General features: G+C 63.1%; 24 protein-coding genes and 1 tRNA gene. 10 read left to right on the top strand and 15 right to left on the bottom strand.

Annotated features, from left to right (window positions below):
- Positions 1 to 75: 75 nt before the first annotated feature.
- The 3 genes from B2828_RS10390 to B2828_RS10380 are packed head-to-tail and all read left to right on the top strand — an operon-like array spanning position 76 to position 2,862.
- Positions 76 to 990, top strand: a complete 915-nt coding sequence (locus B2828_RS10390) for a helix-turn-helix transcriptional regulator (RefSeq protein ID WP_479633664.1) — start codon at positions 76 to 78, stop codon at positions 988 to 990.
- Between the two features lie 43 nt (positions 991 to 1,033).
- Complete coding sequence (locus B2828_RS10385) at positions 1,034 to 1,888, top strand: DeoR/GlpR family DNA-binding transcription regulator (protein WP_479633663.1); 855 nt, start codon at positions 1,034 to 1,036, stop codon at positions 1,886 to 1,888.
- Positions 1,889 to 1,941: 53 nt separating this feature from the next.
- Complete coding sequence (locus tag B2828_RS10380; protein WP_479633662.1) at positions 1,942 to 2,862, top strand: ArsR/SmtB family transcription factor; 921 nt, start codon at positions 1,942 to 1,944, stop codon at positions 2,860 to 2,862.
- A 147-nt stretch (positions 2,863 to 3,009) separates the two neighbouring features.
- Here B2828_RS10380 and B2828_RS10375 read toward each other — a convergent pair whose 3' ends face one another.
- From B2828_RS10375 to glgP, 4 genes are all read right to left on the bottom strand, one after another.
- Complete coding sequence (locus tag B2828_RS10375; protein ID WP_479633661.1) at positions 3,010 to 3,711, bottom strand: RibD family protein; 702 nt, start codon at positions 3,709 to 3,711, stop codon at positions 3,010 to 3,012.
- Positions 3,698 to 4,768, bottom strand: a complete 1,071-nt coding sequence (locus B2828_RS10370) for a lysylphosphatidylglycerol synthase transmembrane domain-containing protein (RefSeq protein WP_479633660.1) — start codon at positions 4,766 to 4,768, stop codon at positions 3,698 to 3,700. The genes B2828_RS10375 and B2828_RS10370 overlap by 14 nt, the downstream gene beginning before the upstream one ends.
- On the bottom strand, positions 4,765 to 5,679 hold the full coding sequence (locus B2828_RS10365) for a sugar phosphate isomerase/epimerase family protein (RefSeq protein WP_479633659.1): 915 nt from the start codon (positions 5,677 to 5,679) through the stop codon (positions 4,765 to 4,767). The genes B2828_RS10370 and B2828_RS10365 overlap by 4 nt, the downstream gene beginning before the upstream one ends.
- Before the next feature lie 66 nt (positions 5,680 to 5,745).
- The gene (gene glgP / locus B2828_RS10360) at positions 5,746 to 8,289 is read right to left on the bottom strand and encodes an alpha-glucan family phosphorylase (RefSeq protein ID WP_479633658.1); all 2,544 of its coding nucleotides are present in this window, start codon (positions 8,287 to 8,289) and stop codon (positions 5,746 to 5,748) included.
- Between the two features lie 154 nt (positions 8,290 to 8,443).
- Between glgP and B2828_RS10355 the strand changes: the two genes are divergently transcribed.
- On the top strand, positions 8,444 to 9,736 hold the full coding sequence (locus B2828_RS10355; RefSeq protein WP_479633657.1) for an ABC transporter permease: 1,293 nt from the start codon (positions 8,444 to 8,446) through the stop codon (positions 9,734 to 9,736).
- A gap of 84 nt (positions 9,737 to 9,820) precedes the next feature.
- Here B2828_RS10355 and B2828_RS10350 read toward each other — a convergent pair whose 3' ends face one another.
- Positions 9,821 to 10,792 (bottom strand): hypothetical protein, encoded by a 972-nt coding sequence (locus B2828_RS10350; RefSeq protein WP_479633656.1) that lies wholly within the window; start codon positions 10,790 to 10,792, stop codon positions 9,821 to 9,823.
- A gap of 359 nt (positions 10,793 to 11,151) precedes the next feature.
- Here B2828_RS10350 and B2828_RS10345 point away from each other — a divergent pair.
- The 3 genes from B2828_RS10345 (at position 11,152) to B2828_RS10335 (ending at position 13,203) form a co-directional block, all read left to right on the top strand.
- A tRNA-Ser gene (locus B2828_RS10345) sits at positions 11,152 to 11,241 on the top strand.
- 188 nt (positions 11,242 to 11,429) lie between these two features.
- Positions 11,430 to 11,699, top strand: a complete 270-nt coding sequence (gene rpsN, locus B2828_RS10340) for a 30S ribosomal protein S14 (protein ID WP_479633655.1) — start codon at positions 11,430 to 11,432, stop codon at positions 11,697 to 11,699.
- Between the two features lie 133 nt (positions 11,700 to 11,832).
- A complete protein-coding gene (locus B2828_RS10335) occupies positions 11,833 to 13,203 on the top strand; it encodes a hemolysin family protein (protein ID WP_479633654.1) in 1,371 nt (456 codons plus the stop codon).
- Between the two features lie 2 nt (positions 13,204 to 13,205).
- Here the strand turns inward: B2828_RS10335 and B2828_RS10330 are convergent, their stop codons facing one another.
- The 9 genes from B2828_RS10330 to rpmH form a co-directional block, all read right to left on the bottom strand.
- Complete coding sequence (locus tag B2828_RS10330) at positions 13,206 to 13,814, bottom strand: hypothetical protein (protein WP_479633653.1); 609 nt, start codon at positions 13,812 to 13,814, stop codon at positions 13,206 to 13,208.
- Positions 13,815 to 13,893: 79 nt separating this feature from the next.
- Positions 13,894 to 15,486 (bottom strand): peptide chain release factor 3, encoded by a 1,593-nt coding sequence (locus B2828_RS10325; RefSeq protein WP_479633652.1) that lies wholly within the window; start codon positions 15,484 to 15,486, stop codon positions 13,894 to 13,896.
- A gap of 13 nt (positions 15,487 to 15,499) precedes the next feature.
- Positions 15,500 to 16,141: a thiamine phosphate synthase gene (thiE, locus tag B2828_RS10320; protein WP_479633650.1), complete on the bottom strand. Its 642-nt coding sequence runs from the start codon at positions 16,139 to 16,141 to the stop codon at positions 15,500 to 15,502.
- The gene (gene thiM, locus B2828_RS10315) at positions 16,138 to 16,938 is read right to left on the bottom strand and encodes a hydroxyethylthiazole kinase (RefSeq protein WP_479633649.1); all 801 of its coding nucleotides are present in this window, start codon (positions 16,936 to 16,938) and stop codon (positions 16,138 to 16,140) included. The genes thiE and thiM overlap by 4 nt, the downstream gene beginning before the upstream one ends.
- A complete protein-coding gene (locus B2828_RS10310; RefSeq protein WP_479633648.1) occupies positions 16,925 to 17,383 on the bottom strand; it encodes a Jag family protein in 459 nt (152 codons plus the stop codon). Before B2828_RS10310 ends, thiM begins: the two co-directional genes overlap by 14 nt.
- Before the next feature lie 101 nt (positions 17,384 to 17,484).
- Entirely contained in the window at positions 17,485 to 19,203 is a 1,719-nt protein-coding gene (gene yidC / locus B2828_RS10305) for a membrane protein insertase YidC (protein WP_479633647.1), read from the bottom strand.
- A gap of 27 nt (positions 19,204 to 19,230) precedes the next feature.
- Entirely contained in the window at positions 19,231 to 19,494 is a 264-nt protein-coding gene (gene yidD / locus B2828_RS10300) for a membrane protein insertion efficiency factor YidD (RefSeq protein ID WP_479633646.1), read from the bottom strand.
- Between the two features lie 9 nt (positions 19,495 to 19,503).
- A complete protein-coding gene (gene rnpA, locus B2828_RS10295) occupies positions 19,504 to 19,884 on the bottom strand; it encodes a ribonuclease P protein component (RefSeq protein ID WP_479633645.1) in 381 nt (126 codons plus the stop codon).
- A gap of 54 nt (positions 19,885 to 19,938) precedes the next feature.
- Positions 19,939 to 20,112 carry a 50S ribosomal protein L34 gene (rpmH, locus tag B2828_RS10290; RefSeq protein WP_479633644.1) on the bottom strand — a complete coding sequence of 58 codons (174 nt, stop codon included), beginning with the start codon at positions 20,110 to 20,112 and terminating at the stop codon, positions 19,939 to 19,941.
- 192 nt (positions 20,113 to 20,304) lie between these two features.
- Between rpmH and B2828_RS10285 the strand changes: the two genes are divergently transcribed.
- From B2828_RS10285 to B2828_RS10275, 3 genes are read left to right on the top strand one after another with little or no spacing between them, the layout of a single operon-like run.
- Positions 20,305 to 20,775, top strand: a complete 471-nt coding sequence (locus B2828_RS10285; protein WP_479633643.1) for a hypothetical protein — start codon at positions 20,305 to 20,307, stop codon at positions 20,773 to 20,775.
- 2 nt (positions 20,776 to 20,777) lie between these two features.
- A complete protein-coding gene (locus tag B2828_RS10280) occupies positions 20,778 to 21,698 on the top strand; it encodes a prepilin-type N-terminal cleavage/methylation domain-containing protein (RefSeq protein WP_479633641.1) in 921 nt (306 codons plus the stop codon).
- Positions 21,695 to 23,695, top strand: a complete 2,001-nt coding sequence (locus B2828_RS10275; protein WP_479633640.1) for a hypothetical protein — start codon at positions 21,695 to 21,697, stop codon at positions 23,693 to 23,695. Before B2828_RS10280 ends, B2828_RS10275 begins: the two co-directional genes overlap by 4 nt.
- 13 nt (positions 23,696 to 23,708) lie before the next feature.
- Here B2828_RS10275 and B2828_RS10270 read toward each other — a convergent pair whose 3' ends face one another.
- Positions 23,709 to 25,253, bottom strand: coding sequence for an NAD(P)H-hydrate dehydratase (locus tag B2828_RS10270; protein ID WP_479633639.1), 1,545 nt, complete (start codon positions 25,251 to 25,253; stop codon positions 23,709 to 23,711).
- Between the last annotated feature and the right edge of the window lie 74 nt (positions 25,254 to 25,327).

Raw genomic sequence — 25,327 nt, 5'->3', positions numbered from 1 at the left:
CGAAACAGGTACCGGGGAAATGACACGCTCTATATGACCGATGCCGCCTGTTTTTGGAATAGACGAATTGGCGGGATGCATATAGAAATTGGCGACGTGAGTGATTCCGCGATCTATTTCCCCGACGGCGGCACCTCAGCGGTCTGGGGCGCGGCCGTGACGGCGTGCGGCCATGCCCGGACGGCCCCTGGCGAGCCGTATCCCCCCCGGCCCGGTGAGCATCCGGGCGACCATTTGTTCTGGCTCCCGCGCGGCGGCCGTATTTTGGACGGCTATCAGCTCCTCTACGTTTCGGCGGGGAAAGGGGTCTTTGAAACCGCCTCGGCGGGGGCGGTCGAGGTCGGTGCAGGGAGCGCGTTCCTTCTGTTGCCCGGCGTCTGGCACCGCTACGCCCCCGATCCGGCCACCGGCTGGGTCGAGTGGTTCGTGGAGCTGCGCGGGCCCGCGCTGGAACGCCTGCGCGAGGCGGGCGTCCTGCGTTCTGAGTCGTCGGTCTTTCACCCGGGCCTTGGCGCGGAGTGGGTCGAGCCGTTCGAAACCCTGCTGGCGCTTGCGCGGGAAGGCGGTGTCGGCGCGCGCGAGGAGATGAGCACGCTGGGGATGCATCTTTTGGCGCGCATCGTCTTCTCCCGCACGGGCCGCGAGCCGAGCCCCGAGGAGCGGGCCGTGCGCCAGGCCGAGGCCCGGATGCGCGAGAGCCTGGGCGAGCCCCTCAAAATCGCCGCCCTGGCCCGGGAAATGGGCGTGGAGTTCGACCGCTTCCGGCGCTGCTTTAAGGCCCTCACCGGCCTGCCGCCCAAACAGTATCTGCTCCAGCTCCGGATGCGCCGGGCCGAGGAACTCCTTTCGCGCACCGGGCGCTCTGTTACCGAGATTGCCGCCGAGCTGGGGTTCAACAGCGCGTTTCACTTTTCGGCGGCCTTTAAAATGCACTCCGGCCTGGCCCCCGCCCTTTGGCGAAGCGCCCGGATGACCGGGAACGCACCTTAGTTGACCCCCGGTGCGCAACTATGGCACACTGTATGAAGTTCTTATGAAAGTTCCCTTCCATATCGTCAAAGCTCGCCGGGAGCGGCTGGCCGCCATGCTGGCCCAACACGGGTACATGCCCGTGAGCGAGCTTTGTCGCCGGTTGGAGGTCTCCGAGGCCACGGCCCGGCGCGACCTCGCCGCCCTGGAGGGGGAAAAGAAAATTAAGCGCACTTACGGCGGCGCGGTTTCGGAATTCGAAAACCGCTTTCCCTCCTACAACGAGCGCATGGATAATTCCCGCCGCGCCAAGCTGCAAATCGCCTCCGCGGCCGTCTCGTATCTTTCGCCCGGGCTGACTGTTTTCCTCGACGCGGGCACCACGCTCTACGCCGTTGCCGAAGCCTTCCGGGCCAAGCCGGTGACGCCGATTACCGTCGTCACGCCCAACCTTCCCGCGGGCGAAATGCTGGCCACGCTGCCGGGCGTGAGCGTTTTTTTGGTCGCGGGCCAGCTGCTCGCGCGCCAGGCGACCCTGCTGGGCGAAGCCGCCGTGAAGAGCCTCGGGTTTTGGCGCTTCGACGTCGCTTTTCTTTCCGCCGAGGGCATGGATACCAGCGGCATCTGGAACTCTCAGACCGCCATCGTCGAGCAGCAGAAGGTGGTCATCGCCCGCAGCGCCCGGTCGATCTTTTGCCTGGATAGCTGCAAGGTCAAGCGCCAGGCGCCCCACTTCCTGCTCCCGTGGAACAGCGTCGAAATGCTGCTGACTGACACCTCCGCCGAGCTGCTCGCGGAGGCGGGGATCCACCTCGATGCGCGCCAGTACTGGGACGCCAAGGGAGGCCGCGAGACCTGCCCCGTGCCGCCGCCCGAGGGCGGGAATGACCCGGGCGTTTTGCCGGTGGAGCTGTTGTAGGAATTCCATCGCCGTATTGACGTATCAGGATTGGCTGATAGGTTCGGTGGCCGATGGCATCCATCGTCAAATCGCTCAAACTGCTCGCCGATCCCACCCGGCTTCGGCTCCTGCTGCTTTTGGGCGAGGAGGAACTTTCCGTCGTCGAAATCCAGGAGATTCTCGGCATGGGCCAGAGCCGGATTTCCAGCCACCTGGCGCAGTTGAAAGCCGCCAAGCTGGTGAGCGACCGCCGCGCGGGCAAGAACGTCTACTATGGCCGCGCGCTCGGCTCCGAAACGCCGTTTGAGGAGATCATCGCCGCCAGCGCCAACGAGATTCCCGAGGCCGAGCATGACTTGGCCGCGCTGAAATTGATCCGGCGCAAGCGGCTCGACAAGGCGCGCGAATATTTCAACAAGCTGGCGGGCAAATTTGGCCGCAGCTACTGCCCGGGCCGCTCCTGGAAGGGCGTGGCGCAGATGCTCCTTTCGCTCGTGGGCCCCATCACCGTGGCCGACCTCGGCGCGGGGGAGGGGACGCTCTCGCAGCTCCTGGCCAAGCACGCCAAGGCCGTCATCGCCGTGGATAACTCGGAGAAAATGGTCGAGTTCGGCTCGAACCTGGCCCGCGAGCACGGCTTCGACAATTTGGAGTACCGGCTGGGGGATATCGAGGAGCCGCCGATTGCCGATGAATCGGTGGATTTGGTGCTGCTGAGCCAGGCGCTTCACCATGCCAACAACCCGACGCGCGCCATCGCCGCCGCTTACCGGATTCTGAAGCCGGGCGGCCGGATCGCGCTGCTCGACTTGCTGGCGCACCATTTCGAGAACGCGCGGGAGATGTACGCCGATCTCTGGATGGGGTTCAGCGAAGTGCAACTCGACGGGATGCTGCGCGACGCCGGTTTCCGCGATATCGACATCGCCGTTGTTGACCGCGAGCCGGATAGCCCGCACTTCCAGACGGTCTTTGCGACCGGGGTGAAGTAGGATTTTTAGCCGCAAAAACTTTCCTCGTTACGAATCTCCCGATTCGTAACGCAAGATGTCCGGGAATCTCCAGATTCCCCCACGGCTGCGAAACGGAGTTTCGCCACACACTGGCGTTCCCAATCTGGAGATTGGGAACGAGGCCCCTTATTTCCTCACCCGGTAACGGGCAAACGCTTCGCCCTCGACGATCTCCAGCGACTCCAGCTCGTAATGGAGGGTTACCGGGAGGTAAATGCCTCGCTCGTCCGAGAGCGTTGGCGCGCCGAGGCCGCCGAAGATCAGCGGGCAAAACGTCACGTTCAATTCATCCACGAGCTTTGCCTCCAGGAGCGAGCGCAGAAACGCCGGTCCGCCCTCGCAGATCACCCTTTTAACCGCGTGCTCCCTGCTCAGCGTTTCCAGCATCGCTTGGAGATTGAGCCGGTCCTGCCCAAGCAAGTAAACGGTAGCTTTGCCCTCCAGCGCCGTGCGAACCTCCGGGGGCATCTGCTCCGTGGAAAAAACAATCACTGGAGCCCCCTCGGGGTCGGCAAAAATGGGCCATGTGGCGTCGATCTTTCCCGAGGCGCTCACGATGACCCGTAGCGGCTCGGGTGGCAGGCCGCGGGCCGTGCGTTCGGCCTGGAGCTCGGGGTCGGGTACGCGCATGCGCATCTTCTCCGCGATCACCGTGCCCCGGCCCGCCATGACCGCGTCGCCCCCGGCGCGGATTTCCTGGAGGCGGTGTTTGTCGTCCGGCGAAGAAAAATCGGCCCGGATATGGGCGCGCGTCGTGGCGCGGGCGTCCCACGTTAGGGCGAAATTCACCGCCAGCTCGGGCAATGGTTTGGGATCAAGGGCGTTCACGGATCGGCGTCGGGTTTTCCGGGGCTTCCGCCGTCTCGGCAATCTCGTGCTCGACCTCGGAAACCTCCTGGTTCATATCGGCCACGCGGGCATGGGCGGAGGGGCGATAGAGCAGATAAACTACGCCACCCACCAGGCTCCAGGCGATCAGCACCGCGTAGGTGGTCAGCGAAATCGTCAGCGCGGAATCACGGGCGATCCCGCACAAGTCGCCCAGCAACTGCACAAAGAGCCCCTCGCGTACACCCGTACCGCCGATGCTCACGGGAATTGCCGCGATGGTCCCAACGATGGGCATGATACCCCAGTAATCCATCAGCGTGCCGCGCGAGGCGGATTCCGTAAAGGCCCGGCCCACGCAGTAGGATAACGTAAACACGCTGAGCTGCACAGGGACGCACAAGAGCAGGCCCACGAGCGACGCCTTCCAGGCGCGGGCGTATTGGGCGTAGGCCACGGAAAGGTCGATGAGCACATTGCGCATCGGCATTTTCGCGGGCAGCTTGTGCACAAGGCCAAAGCCCGTCACCGCGAAGGACACCACGATGAACCCGAGGCTTCCGGCGAAGATCGCCAGGAGCGTGTAGAGCAGCGTGGCCGTCGCGGGCGTCTGGGTGAGCCACTCGTAGCGCAGGGCGATGACGATCCCCGCGATCACGATTACCCCGAAGAGGCCGATCAAGCGGTCCATCAGTACGGCCAGCATCGCCGCCGGTTTGCGCTCTGGGGTCTCTTTAAGAAGGTAGAAAATCTTGGCCACGTCGCCGCCCGTGCCACCGGGCAGGAAGGGGTTGAAGAGGACGCCGATCAAGAACAGCGCCGCCAGCCGCCACCAGCCGATGTGGATGCCCTGCACGCGCAGGAGAATCTGCCAGCGGGTGATCCCCGCGACCTCCACCACGGCGAAGCAGCCGAACGCGGCGGCCAGCCAGCCGAGGTCGGCATGGGAGAGCGCCTGGAGAATCTTGCGATCTGTCTCTCCGTCCCGGAAGAGCCAGGCCAGGATGCCCGCGGTGATGGCGATTTGCAGCAGCGTCAGCAGGGTCTTTTTGTTCATGATCCGAAGCGTTCCTTCCATCGGGCGAGGGATAGGGCGATCTCCTCGCTGGTGCGCTTGGGATTCATTTCCCAAACGAAAAGCGTTCCCTTGGGGACGAGCGGGATGAGGCGGTCGTAATCCACCGAACCGCCCGTGAACGGGGCCCGGTGGTCGCGCCCGGGCCACTCCACGTCGTGGAGGTGGCAGGCCAGGAGGCGCGGGGCCATTTTGGCGAGCCACTCGGCGTGGTCCACGAAGCCGAGGTTGTGGCGGATCTGTACGTGGCCGAAGTCGTGCCAGTAGTTGACCGTCGGCGCGGGAAAGGTCTCCAGCAGATCGGGGAACTCCCGTTCGCTCGGGATCTCCTCGTAGGCTTGGCGGCTTTCCAGCCCGAGGCGGATCCCCTTTTCGCCCGCGTATTCCGCGATCTGCTTGAGGCAATCCTTGAGGCGCTCGATGTGCTTCGGAGCGGCTTTTTCGCGGCGGATGACGGCCTGTGTTTTCAGCCGTGCGTACTCCGGGGCGAGGTGGCGGCCTGCTTTGGCCAGCTCGATGAGCGGCTGGGTAATGGGCTTCATTACCACCCGGCCGCAGTGGAGCACCACGTAGGGCGCGCCGATGCGCACGGCGAAGTCAATCGTCTTGAGCGTCTGGCGCACCGCCCGCTGGCGCTCGGCTTCGCGGTAGGTCGTGTAGAGAAGGCAGTCGGGCGAGGCTTTGGTGATCTCCACCGGCAGCGGGCAGAAATTATGCAGGCTGGAGAAACGGACGCGGCCCGAGTCGTAGACCGCCTGGATGCCTTCCCAGAGCGAAATCCGGATGCCGTGCCCCAGCTCCACGGCGTCGAAACCGAACTGTAACAATTCCTCCAGCATGGCCTTGCCGTCGGTGTGACGGGAAGAGTTCCAGCAGGTGGAAATGGAGAGCATTGGAGCGAGAAAAAGGGAGCGGCTCCGGGTGGTTTGGCCAGCCCGGAGCCGCTTGAATTCAGACGATTATGACGCCCAGGTGATGAGGCGCAGCTCGTGGGCTTGCGTCAGATTGGGGTGCGTCGGGATCACGCGGACGTTGAAGCCGTAGGCACCGCTCTCGGGGGCGCTGATTTCGCCCCGGTAGAGGTGGTTGCCGTCGGAGTCTTTCTTACATTCCGTGAGGTCGACGGTCACCGGGCGGTTGATATCGCCATCGGAGGTCTCGCCAACGTACACCTGCACGCGCACGAATTCCGGGCTCAGCTCGCCCAGGTGGACGCGGGCTTCGACGGCCAGCGAATCGCCCACCAGGACGTTGATGTTGTCCGGGTTGACGATGGCGACCTGGTTGATCTTTACCTGGCCCCAGAGCTGGCGGATCTGGCGCTTCCAGGCGGAGATTTCCTTTGCCTTAGCCGCGCCGTTGGCCCCGAGGTTCGCGGCGGCCTGGGCGGCCGGTTCGTACATCTGTTCGCTGTATTGCTGCACCATGCGCTGGGTGTTGAAGACCGGCGTGACGGAGCGGATCGACTCGCGCATGAGCTGGATCCAGGCCAGCGGCAGGCGGCCGTCGGGTTTGGCGTAATAGAGCGGGACGACCTGCGTTTCCAGGATGTGGAAGAGGCTGGCCGTGTCGACTTCGTTCTGGAACTCGACGGAGCCGTCGGTGATTTCCGCGCCGATGGCCCAGCCGTTCTTGCCGTTGTAGCTTTCGCACCACCAGCCGTCCAGGACGCTCAGGTTCAGGCCGCCGTTGGGGGGCAGCTTCATGCCGCTCGTGCCGGAGGCTTCCAGGGGCCGCAGCGGGTTGTTAAGCCAGAGATCGACGCCCTGGGTGAGGCGGCGGCCGACGTAGGTGTCGTAGTCCTCCACAAAGAGGAGGCGGCCTTCGAGGCCCTCGTCGCGGGACCACTTGTAGACATCCTGAATCAAGCGCTTGCCGCCCTCGTCCTTCGGGTGGGCCTTGCCCGCGAAGATGAACTGCACGGGGCGCTCGGGGTGGGTCAGGATGCGCTTAAGGCGGTCCATGTCGGAGAAGAGCAGCGTGCCGCGCTTGTAGGTGGCGAAGCGCCGGGCGAAGCCGATCGTGAGGATTTCCGGGTCGAGGAGCCGGTTGACGCTCCGGACGCGCTCCGGGGCCTCGCCGATGCGCTCGCGCTGGGCCCGCAGGCGGTCGCGAACCATGTCAAAGAGGCGGCGCTTGAGGTGCTGGTGGGTGTTCCATAGTTCCTCGTCCGGGATGTCGATGACGCCGCGCCAGTAATCGGGATCGGTCAGGTTTTCCTGCCAATCCGGGAGGTAGCGGCGGTAGAGGCGCTCGAACTCGGCGGAGAGCCACGTTTTGGTGTGGATGCCGTTGGTGATGGCGCTAATGGGCACCTCGTCCTTGGGTACGCCCGCCCAGACGTCCTGCCAGAGGCCCTGGCTGACCTCGCCATGGAGCTGGCTGACGCCGTTGGCGTGGCGGCTCGTGCGCAGGGCCAGGATGGTCATCGAGAAGGCGTCCACCTTGTTGATGGTCGTCTGGCCGTAGGAGAAGAAGTCGTCAAAGGAAATGCCGACCTTCTGCGGATAATCGCCGAAGTACTTCTGCATCAGGTCGCGAGGGAAGGCGTCGTTGCCTGCCGGGACCGGTGTGTGGGTCGTGAAGATATTGCCCGCGGCTACCAGTTGCAGGGAGCTCTTGAAGTCCATCCCCTTGTCCTGCACGCAGCGGCGCATCAGTTCCAGGGAGAGGAAGGCCGAGTGGCCCTCGTTCATGTGGTAAACCGCTGGCTTGAGGCCCATGGCGTGGAGCGCATGGACGCCGCCGATGCCGAGGACGATCTCCTGTTTGACGCGCATCTCCAGATCGCCGCCGTAAAGCTGGGCCGTAATGAGCCGGTCGTCTGGGCGGTTCTCGGTGATGTCGGTATCCAGCAGGAAGAGCGAAATGCGCCCGATGACCATTTCCCACACCTTGGCGTGGACGTCGTGATCGCGGATGCGTACGGCGATGGTCAGCGGCCGGTCGGCCACCCGCACCTCTTTCATCGGGAGGTGGTGGAAGTTCTGGTTGAGGCTGATCGACTCCTGCCAGCCGTCTTTGTTGATCTGTTGTTTAAAATACCCGTGGCGGTAAAGGAGCGTCACGGCGACGAAATTGAGGCCCAGGTCGCTGGCGGCCTTACAGTGGTCGCCCGAGAGGATGCCGAGGCCGCCAGAGTAGTTCGGGATCGACTCGTGGAAGCCGAATTCGGCGGAGAAATAAGCGGCCAGCTCGTTCTTTCGGGTGCTCCCGTAGGTGTCCTTGCGGGCCATGTAGTTCTTAAACTGGGCATAGACCCGGTTCATTTCCCGGAAAAAGTCGTCGTCCTCGGCCAGCTCGATGAGGCGCGCCTGGCGGCAGAGCTGCAACATCCGGACCGGGTTATGGTTGGTCTTGTGCCAGAGGACTGGGTCGAGTTGCCGGAAGAGAGCGCGGGCATCGGGCTCCCAGGTCCACCAGAGATTAAAGACCATCTCCCGAAGCGGCTCGAGCTCGACGGGAAGTTTAGGAATGACGTTGAAGGCGAATAACGGCTGCATTGTTTTTTGTTCCCCCTAAGGTGAGTCCTTGCGAAGCCTTGGGCTTCCAAGTTGCAGACCATACCGGCGCGGGGCCGGTGTGCAAGCTAAGAAAAGCAAGCGGCAGAATCCCCCGGGTTGCGCTACGGGGGCAAACCTGCCTACATTGCCGCAAGTGAAAGCCCCGTTCAGCCTGTTTCTCGCCCTCCGCTACCTTAAGCCCAAGCGAACCTTCGTCAGTGTCATCACGCTTATTTCCATCCTTGGCGTGACCCTCGGTATCACCGTCCTGATCCTGGTGATCTCCGTCATGACCGGCTTTGACCGGGAGCTGCGCAATAAAGTGCTCGGCTTCGAGCCCCACATCGTTATCCAGAACCAGAACGACACCCTGGGCGACTGGCAGCCGCTGCTGAAAAAAATCAAGACCACCCCGGGCGTGACCGCTGCCGCTCCCTTCGTCATGGGCCCCGTCGTCGCCGAGGCGGGTAACCACCGCACGACCCCCGTCATCCGGGGCGTGGACCCGGAGCTGGAGAAAAACGTCACCGGCATCGCCAAATTCATCCAAAAAGGGGGCTCCTTCGACCTTTCCGGCGACACCGTGGTCGTCGGCTCCGGCCTGGCGCAGATGCTGGAAGTGCGCGTGGGGGATAAAATTACCGTTTATTCCCCGGGCCGAAAGATGTCCGAGGTCCTGGACGCCATTAAAAAGGCCGAAAAAGACCCCAAGGCGCTCAAGGAGGTTAAAGAACTCGTCCTCCCCCGCGACCTGACCGTCACCGGCATCTTCCAGAGTGGCCGCTACGATTACGACGCCAATTTCCTCATCGTGCCCCTCTACGTCGGCCAGGATCTCTACGGCATGAGCGATAACGACTCCATTACCGGCATCGCCGTCCGCACCGGCGATCCCAACCTCGCCTCTGCCACCAAGGCCGCGCTCCTGCCCCAGCTGCCCGACGACGCTCAGGCCCGCACCTGGGAGGAAACCAACAAGACTTTCTTTGACGCCGTCGCCATGGAGCGCAACGTCATGTTCTTTCTGCTCCTCTTCATCGTTGTCGTGGCCGCCTTTGGCATCATGAACACGCTGATCACCGTGACGGTCCAGAAAACCCGCGAAATCGGCATTATGAAAGCGCTCGGAGCCTCCACGGGGCAGATCGTCTGGGTCTTCCTGGGTCAGGGCATGGTCGTCGGCTTTTTCGGCAACTTGACCGGCCTTGCGCTCGGCATGACGCTCATTAAGTACCGCAACGAATTCAAGGACTGGCTGGCCGACGTGCTCGGCATCCAGGTTTTCCCGGCCGACGTCTACCAGTTCTCCAAGATCCCCGCCGAAGTGGTCCCCCACGACGTGGCCATCATCTGTATCAGCGCCTTTGTCATCTGCGCCATCGCCGCCCTCATCCCCGCTTACTTCGCCGCCCGGCTCGACCCGGTGAAGGCGCTTCGCCAAGAGTAACCTGAGGTGCGGGGGCACAAAAAAGCCGGGGCTCCGAAGAACCCCGGCTTTATAGGTTATATGGTTTAGACTAGACGGAGCGGGCTAGAACACGAAGCGCACGCCAACGCGAGTGATGTTGACATCGTTCTTGTTGGTGTTGTTGTCGCTGATGTTGAGCCTGTTGTATCCACCCAATGCCCTGGCGAGAGCCTTCACATTGGAGTCATTGCGCCAGTCGTTGTTGTTGTAGCTGCCGCCGGTGAATTCCCAGCGCCAGTCGGTGAAGAAGCCCATGTAAGGAGTTACACGGAATTCCACGCCGAGGCCAACATGACCGAACCCGGTGCTCTCACCGTCGAAGATTCCGCCGCCGCCGCCGAAGATATACGGCGCCCAGCAGACGGCCCCTTCAAACGGATAGCGCAGGAACACGTTACCGGCGATTTGTTGCGCCGCTGACGTGCTGGTGCGGTTGAAAGTGGCGGACCGCTTCAAGACCAGCGTGTTGGGATTGAGAACGGTGACCCCGGTTTTGGTGTTAGCAGCCACGACAGCCGCTGCGACCGCATTGGCATCAAACCCGGCTGGAAGCGTCACCAGCTCACGGGAGATATAGCTCCCAGTGTAGCCGCTGTTGACCCCGTCCCACCAGTTACCTTCGACACCAACGCCGAAGTAACGGTAGAAGAAGTAGTTCAGGCCGAGGCCTCCCCCACTTCCATCACGGAAGTACGGAGTGTCTTTGACTTCCGTGCGGCGAATACCAGTGACGGTGCTGCCTGCGGGAATGACGTTCGGATCGTTGAGGAGACCGCCAATGCCTCCGGGGACCAATGTGGGAACCGGCGTCGTCTCTGGTCCAAAGAAATGGCGATCGGTTGCAGAATTGCTGCCCTGATGTTCCGCATTGTTATAGGAATAAAAGAGGTCCAACTGGAACTCAGTATCCCGGAAGCAAGGCGTCACGCAGGGCTGCTTGAACTCCTTGGAAGTAACCACGGTTTCGGGGCCGGCGAAGGCCGTCCCTGCCACCGTGATCGCCGCCAAAGCGCTGAGTGTGAATTTTTTCATCATGATGTGGTTTTCTTCGGTTTGTTTCTACTTGTGCGATGGCAAATCGCGCAGACACCAGCAAAGAGTTTTTGGCGTGTTGCAGCAAGCCGTTTTAAGTCGGTTTCCAGGGTCGGGGATTTCCCGAGGTGGCTTGGCACAAGGGACTTACATAAGCTAAAAACATGAGGCATCCGCCCGGGCAGCGGCATGCGAAGTGGAGTGGATTTTGCGCCGAAAACCGGCCCTTTCCGGGGGGGCAAAGGGTGGCTGGCGCGGGGGGCTATGGGTGAAAACGCACGAATTTCGGTGTTGAACTCCGCCGCGTTTCCCCTCATGCTGCACCTTCCACGTCGGCGCGGGTTCATGCGCCGGGCAAATAAGGAGGGATGGCAGAGTGGTCTAACGCGCACGCCTGGAAAGCGTGTTTACCTTTACCGGTAACGAGGGTTCGAATCCCTCTCCCTCCGCCAGTTTTTTGAAAGACTGGCATCGCCGCTCAAACTCGCTACTCAAAGAATGGAACTGGCGAATGGAGCCGACCTTTGCCGGAAGCTTCCCGCCACCAAAGCGCGGCAGATGGAAGCATCGCAAAAGGAAAAAAAAGATTGCAAATCCTTCCGAGGGCTCTAGATTGTTCGCCCTTTCTAAAGAATTTTATATGGCTAAAACGAGCTGGATCGAAAAAGAAAAACGCAAACGCCTTACTGTTGCCAAGTACGCCGCCCTGCGCGCTGAACTCAAAGCGAAGGGCGATTATGTCGGCCTGCAGCAGCTTCCGCGCGACGCCAGCCCTGTGCGCCTCGTTAACCGTTGCCGCGCCAGTGGCCGCCGCCATGGCTTTATCCGCCGCTTCCAACTTTCCCGTATCGCTTTCCGCGAGCTGGCTTCCAACGGCCTCATCCCCGGGATCACGAAGTCGAGCTGGTAGCCCAGCCCGGTCGATCTTGGTCCCGCGCGGCATCTACCGCCGGTTTCCATTTTAACTGCTTTTCGGCTCGCCGTGAGTTCGCGGCGAGCCGTTGCTTTTGCAAAGATTCGGTTCCCCTTAGGCGGTAACCTTTATGAATTTCTCGATGCTGCTGGCCCTATCCACGGCCTCCGCGCCCGCGGCGGAGTGGGAATCGGCCGACGTCATCTTTCTTAAGCTCCTGGTCATCGGCCTGCTGGTGCTGCTGAACGCGTTTTTCGTCGCGTCGGAGTTTTCCATCGTCAAGGTGCGCTCCACTCAGCTGGAGCCGTTGATCGAGGAGGGAGATTCGCGCGCCAAGCTTTCGGGCGAGATCACCCGGCACCTCGACGCCTATCTTTCTGCCACCCAGCTCGGCATTACGCTAGCCAGCCTCGGCCTTGGGTGGCTGGGCGAACCGTTCCTGGCCCGGATGGTGGAGCCGTTTTTCCACCTGGCGGGCATCACCAATATGGCGCTGGTCCATACGGTCTCCTTCGCCCTCGCCTTTTCGTTGATCACCGTTGCCCACATCGTCATGGGCGAGCTGGTGCCCAAAAGCCTTGCCATCCGCAAGCCGCTTTCGGCCACGCTCTGGGTTTCCCGGCCCCTGCATTGGTTCGCCATCGGGTTCGGCCCGGCCATTTCGCTGCTCAATAACGCGGCCAATTTCATCCTCTCGCGCTGCTTCAAGGTGCAGCCCGCCAGCGAGCACGAGATCGGCCATAGCGAGGAGGAGCTGCGCGTCATCCTGACTGAAAGCGAGAAGGCCGACGAAGTCTCGCCCATGGGCAAGGAGATCCTGATCAACGCCCTGGACCTGCGGCGGCTCGTCGTGCGCGACATTATGACGCCGCGCGGCGAAGTGGTGACGCTCGACCTGGAAAACAACTTCGAGGAGAACCTCAAAATCGCCCAGGATTCGCGCCACACCCGCTTCCCGCTTTGCCAGGGGCACCTGGATAACACCATCGGCCTGGTCCACATCAAAGACCTGATGGGCCTGACCCTGCAACACAAGGCCGCGCCGGATCTGGCCACCATCAAGCGGGAGATCCTCCCCGTGCCGGAAATGATGCCGCTGGAGAAGCTCCTCAAGCTCTTTCTAACCAAGCACGCCCACCTGGCGCTGGTCGTGGACGAGTACGGCGGCACGGTCGGCATCGTGACGCTGGACAACGTCATGGAGGAGCTGGTCGGCTCGATCCAGGACGAATTCGACGTTGAGGAGGCGGAGTTCCGTCGCATCAGCGACAACGAATTTTACGTCAAAGGCATCTTTGGCCTCTACGAGCTCAACGACGTCGCCGGGCTCGACCTGGAGAGCCCGGATGTGAGCACGATCGGCGGCTATGTGACGAACCTGATCGGGCGCCTTCCTTCACAGGGCGAAAAGGTCTCCATCGACGGTTACGAAGTGACCATCTCGAAGTGCGATGGCCGCCGCGTGGAGCAGCTCCACTTTAAGCGGAAGCCGGAGGCGTAAGGCTAGCGGGCCTGGGCCTTGGCGTGTCTGAACCGCTGGCGGTAATCCTCGTTCGTGACGGTTTGGATTTGACCATCCGTGGTTAAAATGACGCAAAAATGGCGCTCAGACCACGGAAGGCCCAAAGTGCGTTTGATGATGGGAGTTTTTGCTGTCGCCAGCATCCCGCCTTGGCCGGAGAGTGAAACAAACTGGCCGCTCCGGTCGATTTCGGATGGGTCCTGCTCCGCTGCCTTTTGTTCCCGGCTAATTGGGCCAAGTTTGCTTCGGGCATAGAACCATCCGATTTGGTCTTGGGAGACATAGCGGGGAACTAGCTCGGCGAATGTCAAAGGCCATTGGCCCCCGTGGTCTTTTTGGTAAGCAACCAGGGCGGGGTAGAGATGTTCCATGTTTGTCTTGGCTTCGAACTGAAGCCGGTATCCCTCGGGAATCGAGTGAGGAGACGGAAGAGAAGAGACAAAGAGGCCCCAAATTACCAGCGCCAGCAGCCAGCGAACGTACCACGTTTTGAAAATCGTCCCGAGCAGAATCAAGAGGACTGCGATGGGTAGGCCCAAAAACAGGAAAACCAACCCGAAAATACCTAGCCATGATCGGAACAATTCCATAACGGGCCGAATTTGCGCCGGTTCTGTTCCTGCGACAAGTCATATCAGTGATAGACCTGTTGCGCCTTTTTGCGGCTATTTATCCCTTCGAATCCGCCGACAAGTTAAACAGCTTAGCTTCCGGGTTCTGCTTGATGAAATAATCCATCGTCCACTGGCTGGGGAAGAGGACCACGGGCTGGTCTTCGGCGTCGTAGGCGATGCGGCAGCCGGTCGGGAGCTTCATCTCAGCGATTTCGGAGGGGGCGGTCCCGGCTTTGAGCCATTTGACGATCTCCCACGGCACGGATTCGAGCCGCGAGGCCGCGCCGTATTCGCTCTCCAGGCGGTACTGCACGACCTCGAATTGCAGCGGGCCGACTGCCGCCAAGAGCGGGATGCGCTGGTCGGAATCGCGCAGGTAAAAGACCTGAATGACGCCTTCCTGCAAGAGCTGGTCGAGCCCTTGGCGGAATTGCTTGAACTTGCCCGGGTTGGGGTTCTGCAAATAGGCGAAGCACTCGGGGGCGAAGCGCGGGATTTCGTTAAACGCGATGGCGGCGTCTTCGGTGAGGGTGTCGCCGATGCCAAATTCGCTATGGCCCACCAGGCCCACGATGTCGCCGGGCCAGGCTTCGTCCACGGTTTCGCGTTCCTGGCCAAAGAGCTTGTGCGAGCTGGAGAGGCGCACTTTTTTGCCCGATTGCGCGTGGGTCACCGTCATGTCGCGCTCGAACTTGCCGGAGCAAACGCGCACAAAGGCGATGCGGTCGCGGTGCTTCGGGTCCATGTTGGCCTGAATTTTGAAGACAAAGCCGGAGAAGGCGGGATCGGTCGGGTTGACCATTCCGGCGGCCGAGCGGCGTGGGGCGGGGGGGGCGGATTTCGCCAAAAAAGAGTCGAGCAGCAGCTGTACGCCGAAGTTGTTCATGGCGCTGCCGAAAAAGACGGGGGTGAGTGTGCCGGAGAGCACTGCCTCCTCCGAGTATTCGCGGCCTGCCAGTTCGAGCATTTCCAGCTCCTCGACAAAGCGCGAGTAATCCGCCGGGTCCACCTGCTCGCGCACGAGCGGTTCGTCCAGGCTTGTGACCGTTACCGGGGCGCGGTAGGCCCCCATTTTGGTCCGTTCGAAGAGGTGCAGCTCCTTGGCCTGGCGGTCGTAGACGCCCTTGAAGCCGAAGCCGGTTCCGAGCGGCCAGTTGACCGGGAACGCGCCGATGCCGAGCACGCTCTCCAGCTCGTCGACCAGCTCGATGGGGTCGCGCGTGGGGCGGTCGACTTTGTTCATGAAGGTGAAGATCGGCACGCCCCGGCGGCGGCAGACTTCGAAGAGTTTGCGCGTCTGGCTCTCGATGCCTTTGCCCGCGTCGATGACCATGACGACGGCGTCCACGGCGGTCAGCACGCGGTAGGTGTCCTCGGAGAAGTCTTTGTGGCCGGGGGTGTCCAGGAGGTTGACGCGATAGCCGTCGTAGTCGAATTGCAGAACAGTGGAACTGACCGAGATGCCGCGTTTGCGTTCGAGTTCCATCCAGTCCGAGGTGGCCGCGCGCTGGCTCTTGCGGGCCGTGACGGACCCGGCGAGCTGGACTGCGCCGCCGTAGAGGAGGAGCTTTTCGGTCAGCGTGGTCTTGCCCGCGTCGGGGTGGGAAATGATGGCGAAGGTGCGCCGCCTGGAAATCTCGGATTGCATGGAAGGGTCTATCCTAATGGCATTGGCCCTTTGCTGCCAGCACGGTTTTGCTCAACTCCTCCGCCGCCTGGCGCGGGGAGGGGGCCGAGGCGATGGCCGAGATGACTGCCACGCCGTCGGCTCCGGCGCGGATGACCCCGGCGGCGTTGGCCTGGTGGATGCCGCCGATGCCGACCAGCCGGTGGCGGCTATGGGCGCGCGCCCAGGCGAGGCCCTCCAGGCCCCAGGGGGGGGCGGTGTCCGTTTTGCTGGCCGAGGGGAAGACGGGGCTGATGCCGAGGTAATCGACCTCCAGCGCTTCCGCCGCGAGCGCTTGCTGGCGGTTCTCCACGGAAAGGCCGATGCGGATCGCCGGGCCCAGCAGGCGGCGCGCCTCGGCCACGGGGAGATCGCTCTGGCCCAGGTGAATGCCCTCTGCGCCGACGCTCCGCGCCACGGTGACGTCGTCGTTGATGAAAAGGGGGGTGCGCGTCGGGGCCAGGAGGGTCTTTAATGCCCGGGCCAGCTCGGTGAATTCGCGCAAATTCGCCTCCTTTTCGCGAAGCTGCACGAGCGTTACGCCGCCCGCCACCGCCTCGGCGACGACCTCCAGCAGGTCGCGTCCGGCGGTGAAATCGCGCCCGATGACGAGGTAAACCGATAGGTCGCGGCTCATGCGCGAGTCAGTTTGACGTGGCCCAGGAAATCGGCGCGGCTTAGCGAATAAAGGGCATCGAGGAAATGGACTTGCATGGAGCCGGGGCCCGAGGCTTTTCCGGCGGCTAGCTCGGCGGCGACTTTCATGATGGCCATGCCAGCGGCTGCGGCATCCAGCGGGTCGGCCACCGCGGCGAAGGCTCCGACAATGGCGCTGCACGTGCAGCCCATGCCGGTGATGCGCGGCATGAGGGCTGAGCCGCCGCCCAGGTGCCAGGTCTCGCGGCCATTGGTGACGAGGTCGGTCTCGCCGCTGGCGACGACCGTGCAGCGGAACTCCAGGGCGAGGCTGCGGGCGGCGTCGCGCGCTTGGGTGGCGGTGTGGGTGCTGTCCACGCCCTTGGTGTTAACGGCTCCCCCGGCCAGCGCCAGTAACTCGGAGGCGTTGGCGCGGATGACGGCGGGCTGCCCCTCGGCGATGAGGGCCAGGGCTGTCTCGGTGCGCAGGCGCGAGGCTCCGGCTCCGACGGGGTCGATGACGAGCGGGACGGCCCGTTTGTAGGCTTCGCGGGCGGCGACTTTCATGCTGCCGATCCAGGCTTTGTCGAGTGTGCCGATGTTGAGCACCAGCGCGGAGGCGATGGCCATTAAGTCGGGGAGTTCCTCGGGTTCGTGCGCCATGATGGGCGAGGCGCCTAGGGCCAGGAGCGCGTTGGCGTTGAGGTTCATCACCACGAGGTTGGTGATGCTATGGACAAGGGGGGCTTTGGCGCGGACTGTTTCGACGTGGCTCCAGAGTAGTTCAGGGGTGATCATGAGAGCGGATTTTTAGCGTGATCCGCTTCAACCGGGCGTCATCGTTCGGGCTCCAAGTGGCGATTTGCGGATCGTCTTTGAACGCGTTGTGGATGAGCCTGCGATCGTAGGAGTTCATCGGCTCAAGGTGAAACGGGAGGCCCGTCTCCCGGACGTTATCGGCGATTTTGCGCACCCGGGCCAGGAGGGCGTCGTTGCGCATGTCGCGGTAATGCTCGACGTCGACCTGTACTTTGGGGCTGGTCGGGTCTTGCGCTTGCAGGACGCGGTTGACGAGGTACTGCAAGTCCTCAATGCGCTGGCCCGAGGGGCCGGTGAGCGCTTCGCCTTCGTTGGAGTAGACCTGGAGGGTCAGGCCGTGTTCTGTCTCGACTTCCTCGATCTCAAACGCAAACCCGAGGCAGCCCAGCAGGGTGTCGAGGATTTCCTTTGGCGTCTGTTTCATGACGAGGGGTGATGTGTTCGTTCGGGCTATTACATTAGGAACTCACGAACTCAGGGAAAGAAATTAAAATTATTTCTGATTTCCGATCAATCCTTGGCCTCTTATTTCTTGGTTTTTTCCAGCGCGGGCATCGGTTGGTTGCGCGTGACGTAGAGCTGGAGGATTGAGAGGAGGTTCTGGACGGTGTAGTAGAGGGCCAGGGCCGAGGCGAAGTTGTAGGTGAAGACCACGAAGATGAGCGGCATGAGCATCATGATCTTCTGCTGGGAGGGGTCGCCCGCCTTCGGGGTGAGCTGCATCTGCCAGACCATTGTGAGGGCCATGGCGATGGGCAGGATGTTCACCGGGAAGCCGGCCAGGAAGAAGATGGTGTCGGGCCGGGAGAGGTCGTGAACCCAGAGGAAGCTGGAGTTGCGCAGTTCCACCGCGGTGCCGAGCATCGAGTAGAAGCCGATGAAGATGGGGATTTGGATGAGCATCGGCAGACAGCCCGAGAGGGGGTTGACGCCGTACTGTTTGTAGAGCTTCATGACCTCCTGGTTCATCCGGGCCGGGTCGTCTTTGTATTTGTCGCGCAGCTCGGTCTGCTTGGGCATGAGGAGCTGCATGCGCTTCATGGAGCGGTTGGCGCGGCCCTGGATCGGCCAGAGCAGGCCCCGGACGATGAAGGTCAGTACGATGATCGCCCAGGCGTAGCTGTGGAGGAAGCCTTGCAGGGTGTTCATGGAGCGCAGGAGGACGGTGCCGACGGTGCGGGTGATCCACCAGCGGTCGAGGTAGGTCATGGCCGTGGCGTTGCTGCCAAGGGCTGCGAGCGCTTCGAGTTCGGCGGGGCCGGAGTAGACGGTGAAGTTTTTGCGAACGGTCTCGCCCGGGACGAGCTTGAAGCCGGGCATTTCGAGGAAGCCTTCGATGCCTTTGACGTCGTGCTCATCGAGCTTGCCGGGGACCTGCCGGGCCCAGACGCCCTGGCCCGTGGTCCCCTCGGGCAGGAGCATGGTGGTGAAGTACTGGTTGCGCACGCCTGCCCAGAGGACGTTGCCGGGAGATTGGGCGTAGAAGGGCTTGGCGGCGGAGGTCTCGATGCCGATGAGCGGGATGCGGCCCGCGTCGAACCAGTTCGGGGTGATAAAGGAGTTGGAGTGCCCGGCGAAGTAGTCGAAGCCGATGTACATCGGGACGTCGCTGCCGTGGAGCAGGTGGGCCAGGCCGGTAAAGACGTAGTAGGCGGGGTAGTCGACGGCTCCGGCGCTCTTGTTCTGGAAGACGACTTCCAGGCCGAGGCGGTAGGCCGCTTTCGGGTCGCGGTTGAGGGTGTAGGTCTTTTTGACGGAGATGCCCGGGGGCACCGTGGTCTCGCAGATGACGCGGTCGCCGTCTACCGTGACGGTGTAGGGGGTGTTAGGGGCTTTCTCGGGGTGGAGGACGAGTGCGCCGATCGGGTGCGAAGCGCCGTTGTTGAGGACCATCCGCTCTCCGGGTTGGGCGCCCTGGTGGTTGAGGAGCTTGAGGGAGGCGATGCCGCCGCCGAGGTTGGTGAAGGTGTAGTCCACCGCGCCGTTGCCGACGACCTGGGTTTCCTCGGGAACGGTGGCCGTGGGGGCGGCTTCAAGCGGGGCTGCCGGGGCCGCGGGGATGGCGGCGGCGGTCTCGGGGGCCGTTGTCGGGGCCGCGGAAGGGGTGGTGGAGGCTTGGGCCTCGGAGGAGGTGGAGGGAGTGGCCGGGGCGGGGTTGAGGCGCTGGTGCTTCAACTGCTGGTGCTGGGCGAAGACGAAGACCAGAATGGCGAGCCCGATCCCAACGATGCTTTTACGATCCATAAAAAAACTGAAAATTAACGTGCGGTTTCAGGGCCGGTGGCCCCCTGGGTGCGAATCTTCGGGCGGCACGGGGTCATAGCCCTGCCCTCCCCACGGATGGCAGCGGGCGATTCGCTTCAGCCCCAGCCAACCGCCGCGCCTGACTCCAAAGCGTTCCACGGCCTCCGCGAAATAGCGCGAACACGAAGGCTCGTACCGGCACCCTCCTCCGGGCCCGGTGATCGCGCTCAATAGAGGCGACAGACCCAGTTGGTAAAACCGGATTAATTTCAATACAACCCACTTCAGCATGACGGTCAATCACGATGGACGGTCCTGGGAGGTTTCGCCACCGGTTTTCTGCAAGATTCCGGCGCGCCGGGCGAGGTGGGTCCACTCGCCTTGCAACTGGGTGAAGCTGGCCTTCACGGCCGCCCTGCGGGCAATGGCGACGACCCAGACGCCCGGGGTCCACTCGGGCAGGGAGAGCCGCATCAGTTCCCGCAACCGGCGACGGACCCGGTTGCGTTCCACGGCGATTCCGACTCGCTTGGAGGTGATCAGCCCGGTGCGGGTGGCCTCGCGGTCTTTAAGCACCCCGAGGGTGAAATATCGTCCCCCAAAGGCGCGCCCCTCCGTTTTCACGCGGAGAAACTCCGAGCTATAGTGCAGGCGGATCGACTTTGGGAACGTCAGCGGCACATCAGCGGATCAGGGCGCAATGGGGCCAGTTCGCAGACTGGCAAACTTGGGGAATTACGCCTCGGTGTGGCGGGCGAAATGGATCTCCACGCCCTTGGGCAGCAGGCGCTTGCGCCCACGCTGACGGCGGCGGGAAAGGATCGCGCGGCCGCTCTTGGTTTTCATACGGGCGCGGAACCCGAACTGCTGTTTGCGCGTGCGCTTGGAAGGTTGGTAGGTGCGTTTCATAAGCCTGAAAAACTGTTTGGAAAAAGAGCGGAAACTCTATCGGGTCCCCGGCCGATGTCAACCGATTCTATGCCTAGCCCCCCGGGAAAACTTTCCCAGGGCGTTAAACAACCGGCATTATGCGTAGGGCGCATGTGTCGATACGGGTTGCCATCGGGGGCCTGCCCTGAGTACTCTCTCGGGCGAGTCCTGATGAAAACACCGCACAGTAGCCTATCTGCCGCTTTTTCCCTTGTCGAGGTGACGTTTGCCTTGGGAATCTGTGCTTTTTGCCTATTGGCGGTCTATGGTCTGCTCCCGGCGGGGTTTAAGAATAGCCAGGTGGCCTCGGAGGAGACGGCGGCGGCGAATCTGCTGACGTTGGTGGCGGTGGACCTCCGGGAGACGCCGCGGACTAGTGGAATTTCGAGTTTTTTTGGCATTCCCATCCCTCCGGGCTCGGGGGCGACGGTGGTGCGCTATTTTAGCGAGGCGGGGCGCAGCTCGGATGCGCCGGTTGCGGATTCGCGCTACCGGGTGGCGGTTTCGTTCCTGCCCAGCCGGAGCGCGGCGTATACGAAGCTGGCCACGCTGGCCAATGTCCTGGTGAGCTGGCCTGCGCAGGCTGCCCCGGCGGAGGCGGCCGGGCGGGTCCGGACGTTTATCGCGGTGGACCGAAATTGACGATGAAGAGGATTTTCACGGCCACCCCGGTGAGCGGATTTACGCTCGTGGAATGGCTCGTGACGATGACGATCCTGGCGCTGCTCATTGTGCTGGCGGCGCAGGTGTGCAACGGGGCGCGCTGGATCCAGTGCACCGGCAACCGCCGCCTGGACGCCGATGAGGAAGCCCGCTCGGTGTTCGACCGGATGTCGATGGACTTCGCCCAGATGATCCGGCGGCCGGACGTCGATTACTGGCTTAAGGACGACGTGAACCGCTGGGTGGACGGCACGGGCAATGACAAGATCGCTTTTTTCAGCTCCGTGCCGGGGTACTACCCGGACGATTCGTGGAATAGCCCCATCTCGGTGGTCGGCTACTGGGTGGACCCGGTGGAGGGGCTCCAGCGCTATAGCTGCGGGCTGCTTTGGAATGGGATGGACCGACCGGACCCGCAGATGATTTTCGCCGGGGTCTCGCGCTCCTCGAGCGGATCGGAGAGCAATACGCTGCTGCACAACTGGCCAGGGGCCATTACACCCACGGGCGATGACGGCAGCGAGCCCGCTGGGGCCGGGGTGTTTCGGATGGAGTATTACTATGTGCTTCGCTCGGACGGCGACCAGCCGCCGGTGCTGAGTACGTTGCCGTGGATTTCGGGCGGTCCGGTGAATGGTCTGCGCGATGTGGCGGCACTGGGGGTCGTCATCGCGATTATCGACGCCCGGGGGCGAGCGCTGCTTTCGCAGAAGGCGCTGGAGGACCTGGCCGGGTCCCTGGAGAATTTTTCCGCGACGACTACCCATCCGGGCGATCTTGAGGCGCGGTGGCAAGAGGCGCTCCAGACGAGCGGCTTGCCCCCGACCGTCCTTTCGTCGATCCGGATTTACCGGCGCTGGTTTTACCTCTCGCCCCTGCACGCTCCTGGGGATATGCCATGAAGCTGCTCTCTTTTAAATTAACTCGGTCAACCCGGGGCATGGCGCTCATCGTGGTGCTGGCCTTTACGGTGCTGATCACAACGGTGGTCATTGCCACCTACAGCCGGACAACGGCCATGCGGCGGGTCTCCTTTAGCAGTTGCCAGCAGGCGCAGGCGTGTGAGCTGGCCCGCAGCGCGCTGGATATCCTGGTCAGCGAACTGCGACAGGAGATTGTTAACGGCTCAAGCCTGGAAACCAGCGGCCGCTGCACGCTCTACGTTGCCACGTCTCCCGGGAACCTCGTGCCGCAGCGCAATGTGACTACCAGCGGGACCATCCCCAGCCTCCTGCGGATCAGCTCCACCTCGGCGGTGCTCTCGCCGGGAGTGGACCTTTTCCCGGCCTCTGCCGCCTCCACCACGGCCACGTCGGCCAACGGGCGCTCGATCTCCCCGACGCGCTGGAACCGCCACTACCTCGTGCCCCGGCTGACGACCAGCGGCTCCTCCATCCCCACGCCGATTACTGCGTTCCCCGCGCCGAGCTGGGTTTACGTAACCGACCTGGGCCCGGAGACGCTGTCCGTGCCGAGTACCCGGGCCATCGGCAGGTACGCCTACGCCATCTACGACCAGAGCGGCCTTCTTGACATGAACGTGGCCGGGTACCCCACCGCTTCGGCCCCGGCCACGATTGCGGGAAAAGGCGTCTTGGCCTTTGCTGACCTGACCCGCCTGGGCCTCTCGGGCTCCATGACCAATAATATCGTCGGCTGGCGCAACTACGCCTCGGCCAGTGGCAGCGGATCGACCATTCGCGCGCTTTCCATAGACGCCGCCGGCGCGGCGGACTACTGCCGCTTGATGCTTGCCAATGGCGACGGGTTTATGAAAGTTGGCGGCGCGTCCGGCAACGGCGGGCGCACCGACCAGGCTTTCCTCACCCGGCTGGAGCTGCTGGAGCTGCGGCGCGAACTTCGGTGGGACGAGGATACGCTGCAACACCTCGGTACGTTCACGCGTGCGGTCACGGCCCCCTCGCGTTTCCACGAAATCCGGATATCGCGTCCCGGGCAGTTCCAGCACTACAATGACGACGGCAACCTCAGATTGGTTTCATCCGGCGAGGGCGAGCCGCTGCTGCACTCTCGCTTTTCCCTCAAGCGGCTGGCGTTGGTTAACGTATCGGGGACTAACGAACCCGCGCTCCGGGCCTGCTTTGGCATTTCGTGCAACTCTGTGACGTCGGGGACGGTGGACTTTACCTATATCGGCCCGGAGGGGAGCGTGTCCGCTGATATCAAGACCCTCGGGGAGGTCGCGGCGGCAACCGATCCGAGCCAGCAGGGCCCCTTCCTGCGTGAGCCGAATTTCTTTGAGCTGCTGAAGGCGGGGATGATCGCCAAGACCGGGACGGTGACCGATGCGAAGGTTCTCAAAACCGGCTCGGCCATTATCAACAAGTATCTCGGCAACAAGCAGGTCTTCCAGTCGGTAGGCGGGCTCGGGTATGTCGATGGCGTCGATTTCTGGGCGACGGATATCGACTATTCCCCGCTGCTGGATCTCTTTTCCGCCATTGATGAACCGCCCGTCTCCGCCGGGAAGCTCAACCCGAACTCGGCGCACAACATGGGGCTCTACGCGCAGCTCTCCTTGGCTGCGCTCAACGACACCGGCTCCAGTCGAACGACCAGTTCCACGGCGCTGACCATCGCCTATACCCTGCCCGCGAAATTTGCCGCCGCGCCCATTGCCGACCCTTCCGGGCTGCCGGGGATGCTAGCGTCGTCTAGTAACAGGAATGGGGCGCTCCTGGCCCTCTCCAGCGTCACCAACGCGCGCACGTGGAACCTGCTCATCGACGTCGTGGCGCAGTCGGGCGTTTTCCCGCCCAATGCCGGTTCGCTCGACCGCTTCGTCGTGCAGAGCGAGCGCCGCTACTGGCTGCATCTCGCCATCGATCGCCTCACGGGCAAGGTGGTTGACCGGCAGATCGAGCCGGTGTATGAGTAATATCGAGTAGTTATTAGTATGAACCGCGGTAGCGCGCCTCGCGGAAGGCGCGGCCCAGGAAGCCCAGGAGATCCGTGGCGGCGAGCGTCTCCTGGCTGTGGTCGCCCGCGGTGAGGGCCATTTCCGCCGCGCGGCCGCAGAGCCATGCCCCGAGCCGGGCGGTGTCGAACGGGGCGAGTCGCTGGCCGAGCAGGGCGGCGCAGAGGCCGGTGAGGACGTCGCCCATGCCGCCGGTGGCCATGCCGGGGTTGCCGGTGGTATTATAGGATGTGCGCAGGCCTTCCGGGGTGCGCCGGGCGACCAGCGTGCGCGAGCCCTTTAGGAGTAGTGTGACATCCGCCTCGCCCCCCGCGTGGGTTTCCAGGAAACGCTCGGCGGTTTCGCGCCGCGTGAGCCCGGCCCCTTCCGGGAATAGCCGGGCCATTTCGCCGGGATGCGGCGTGAGCAGGCGCGGCCCCCGGGCCCGGTGGAGCGTTTCCATGTGGCCTGCCAGATCGTTGAGCGCGTCGGCGTCGATCACCATCGGCCCGGTGAAATATTCGCAGACGGCCAAGACGTCCTCCGCGTCTTCGCGGCCCAGGCCCGGCCCGATGGCCAGGGCGTCAAAGGGGCGTTCGAGCACGGCCAGGTAACAGTCTACCGGCGTGACCATCACCTCCGGCATCGCCGCGGCGGCTACGGGGGCGTAAATATCTGGTGTGACAAAAAGTGTCACCAAGCCCGCGCCGCCGCGCACTGCTGCGTTGGCGGCCATGATGGCGGCTCCGGCGAATCCGCGCGAACCGGCCACGATGCCGACGCGGCCGAACATCCCCTTGTGCGCGTCGTAAGGGCGTACGGGCAAGAGCGAACGCAGCGTCTCGGGAGTGGCGACGGTTTCCAGCGGGGAAACAAAGCGAGCGTGCGCTTCGAGCGCGGGCAGCGGCAGGACGGCCAGGCGGCCCACCGAGGGGAGGGCGCTGTCGGCCAGCAGGCCCCGCTTGGCAAAGGCCACGCAGAGGGTGAAATGCGCCTGCACGGTGTCGGGATCGGCTTCGCCCGTGTCGGCGTCGAGGCCGGTGGGGACATCAAGGGCGAAGACGAGCGCGCCTTCCTCGCGGCGTTGGCGGTTGAGTTCCCGCGCGGCGCTTAAAATCGGTTCGCGCAGCCCGGAGCCTTCGGGCTCGCCGCGCCGATGGATGGCGCCGATGCCGAGCAGGCCGTCGAGGAGAATCCGGGGGCCGTAGGAGGAGCTGGGCGCGGCGAAACAGGTTTCCCGGCTGGTGGCGATGAATTCGCCGAGCTTTTTGCGCGTGAGCGGGGCCAGCTCGCCCTCGGGGAAGGTTTTTTGCACCTTTACCATCCAGCCTTGGTGGAGCAGGTGGCGGGCCGCTACCAGGGCATCGCCACCGTTGTGGCCTTTGCCGAAGAAGACGCGGCACTCGCCGGGGATGGGGAAAAATTGCATTATTGCACGGGCCATCTCTTCGCCCGCCTGTTCCATCAGCGCCTCGGCGGAGGCGCCTGCCGCAAAGGCGGCTTCCTCGATGCGTTTCATCTCCTGGCAAGTCACGCTCATGGGGCGGATTAGATCATTGCCGGTGGGGAATTACCAGTGTCTCCTCCACCGGTTGCCGAAAAGAAAAAGGGCGG

Source organism: Spartobacteria bacterium UBA695 (genome assembly GCA_002298145.1).
Taxonomy (GTDB): domain Bacteria; phylum Verrucomicrobiota; class Verrucomicrobiia; order Chthoniobacterales; family Chthoniobacteraceae; genus UBA695.
This window is presented reverse-complemented; position numbering and strand designations above follow the sequence as displayed.

What these genes read in the sequence shown, in the direction of transcription:
- thiE (WP_479633650.1), bottom strand. Translation starts at nt 16,141, where the DNA reads ATGAGCCGCGACCTATCGGTTTACCTCGTCATCGGGCGCGATTTCACC.
- B2828_RS10310 (WP_479633648.1), bottom strand. Translation starts at nt 17,383, where the DNA reads ATGAAACAGACGCCAAAGGAAATCCTCGACACCCTGCTGGGCTGCCTC.
- B2828_RS10280 (WP_479633641.1), top strand. Translation starts at nt 20,778, where the DNA reads ATGAAGAGGATTTTCACGGCCACCCCGGTGAGCGGATTTACGCTCGTG.
- thiM (WP_479633649.1), bottom strand. Translation starts at nt 16,938, where the DNA reads ATGATCACCCCTGAACTACTCTGGAGCCACGTCGAAACAGTCCGCGCC.
- B2828_RS10370 (WP_479633660.1), bottom strand. Translation starts at nt 4,768, where the DNA reads ATGAACAAAAAGACCCTGCTGACGCTGCTGCAAATCGCCATCACCGCG.
- yidC (WP_479633647.1), bottom strand. Translation starts at nt 19,203, where the DNA reads ATGGATCGTAAAAGCATCGTTGGGATCGGGCTCGCCATTCTGGTCTTC.
- rpmH (WP_479633644.1), bottom strand. Translation starts at nt 20,112, where the DNA reads ATGAAACGCACCTACCAACCTTCCAAGCGCACGCGCAAACAGCAGTTC.
- B2828_RS10285 (WP_479633643.1), top strand. Translation starts at nt 20,305, where the DNA reads ATGAAAACACCGCACAGTAGCCTATCTGCCGCTTTTTCCCTTGTCGAG.
- B2828_RS10330 (WP_479633653.1), bottom strand. Translation starts at nt 13,814, where the DNA reads ATGGAATTGTTCCGATCATGGCTAGGTATTTTCGGGTTGGTTTTCCTG.
- B2828_RS10270 (WP_479633639.1), bottom strand. Translation starts at nt 25,253, where the DNA reads ATGAGCGTGACTTGCCAGGAGATGAAACGCATCGAGGAAGCCGCCTTT.
- B2828_RS10325 (WP_479633652.1), bottom strand. Translation starts at nt 15,486, where the DNA reads ATGCAATCCGAGATTTCCAGGCGGCGCACCTTCGCCATCATTTCCCAC.
- B2828_RS10380 (WP_479633662.1), top strand. Translation starts at nt 1,942, where the DNA reads ATGGCATCCATCGTCAAATCGCTCAAACTGCTCGCCGATCCCACCCGG.
- B2828_RS10390 (WP_479633664.1), top strand. Translation starts at nt 76, where the DNA reads ATGCATATAGAAATTGGCGACGTGAGTGATTCCGCGATCTATTTCCCC.
- B2828_RS10335 (WP_479633654.1), top strand. Translation starts at nt 11,833, where the DNA reads ATGAATTTCTCGATGCTGCTGGCCCTATCCACGGCCTCCGCGCCCGCG.
- yidD (WP_479633646.1), bottom strand. Translation starts at nt 19,494, where the DNA reads ATGCTGAAGTGGGTTGTATTGAAATTAATCCGGTTTTACCAACTGGGT.
- glgP (WP_479633658.1), bottom strand. Translation starts at nt 8,289, where the DNA reads ATGCAGCCGTTATTCGCCTTCAACGTCATTCCTAAACTTCCCGTCGAG.
- B2828_RS10365 (WP_479633659.1), bottom strand. Translation starts at nt 5,679, where the DNA reads ATGCTCTCCATTTCCACCTGCTGGAACTCTTCCCGTCACACCGACGGC.
- B2828_RS10275 (WP_479633640.1), top strand. Translation starts at nt 21,695, where the DNA reads ATGAAGCTGCTCTCTTTTAAATTAACTCGGTCAACCCGGGGCATGGCG.
- B2828_RS10385 (WP_479633663.1), top strand. Translation starts at nt 1,034, where the DNA reads ATGAAAGTTCCCTTCCATATCGTCAAAGCTCGCCGGGAGCGGCTGGCC.
- rpsN (WP_479633655.1), top strand. Translation starts at nt 11,430, where the DNA reads ATGGCTAAAACGAGCTGGATCGAAAAAGAAAAACGCAAACGCCTTACT.
- B2828_RS10350 (WP_479633656.1), bottom strand. Translation starts at nt 10,792, where the DNA reads ATGATGAAAAAATTCACACTCAGCGCTTTGGCGGCGATCACGGTGGCA.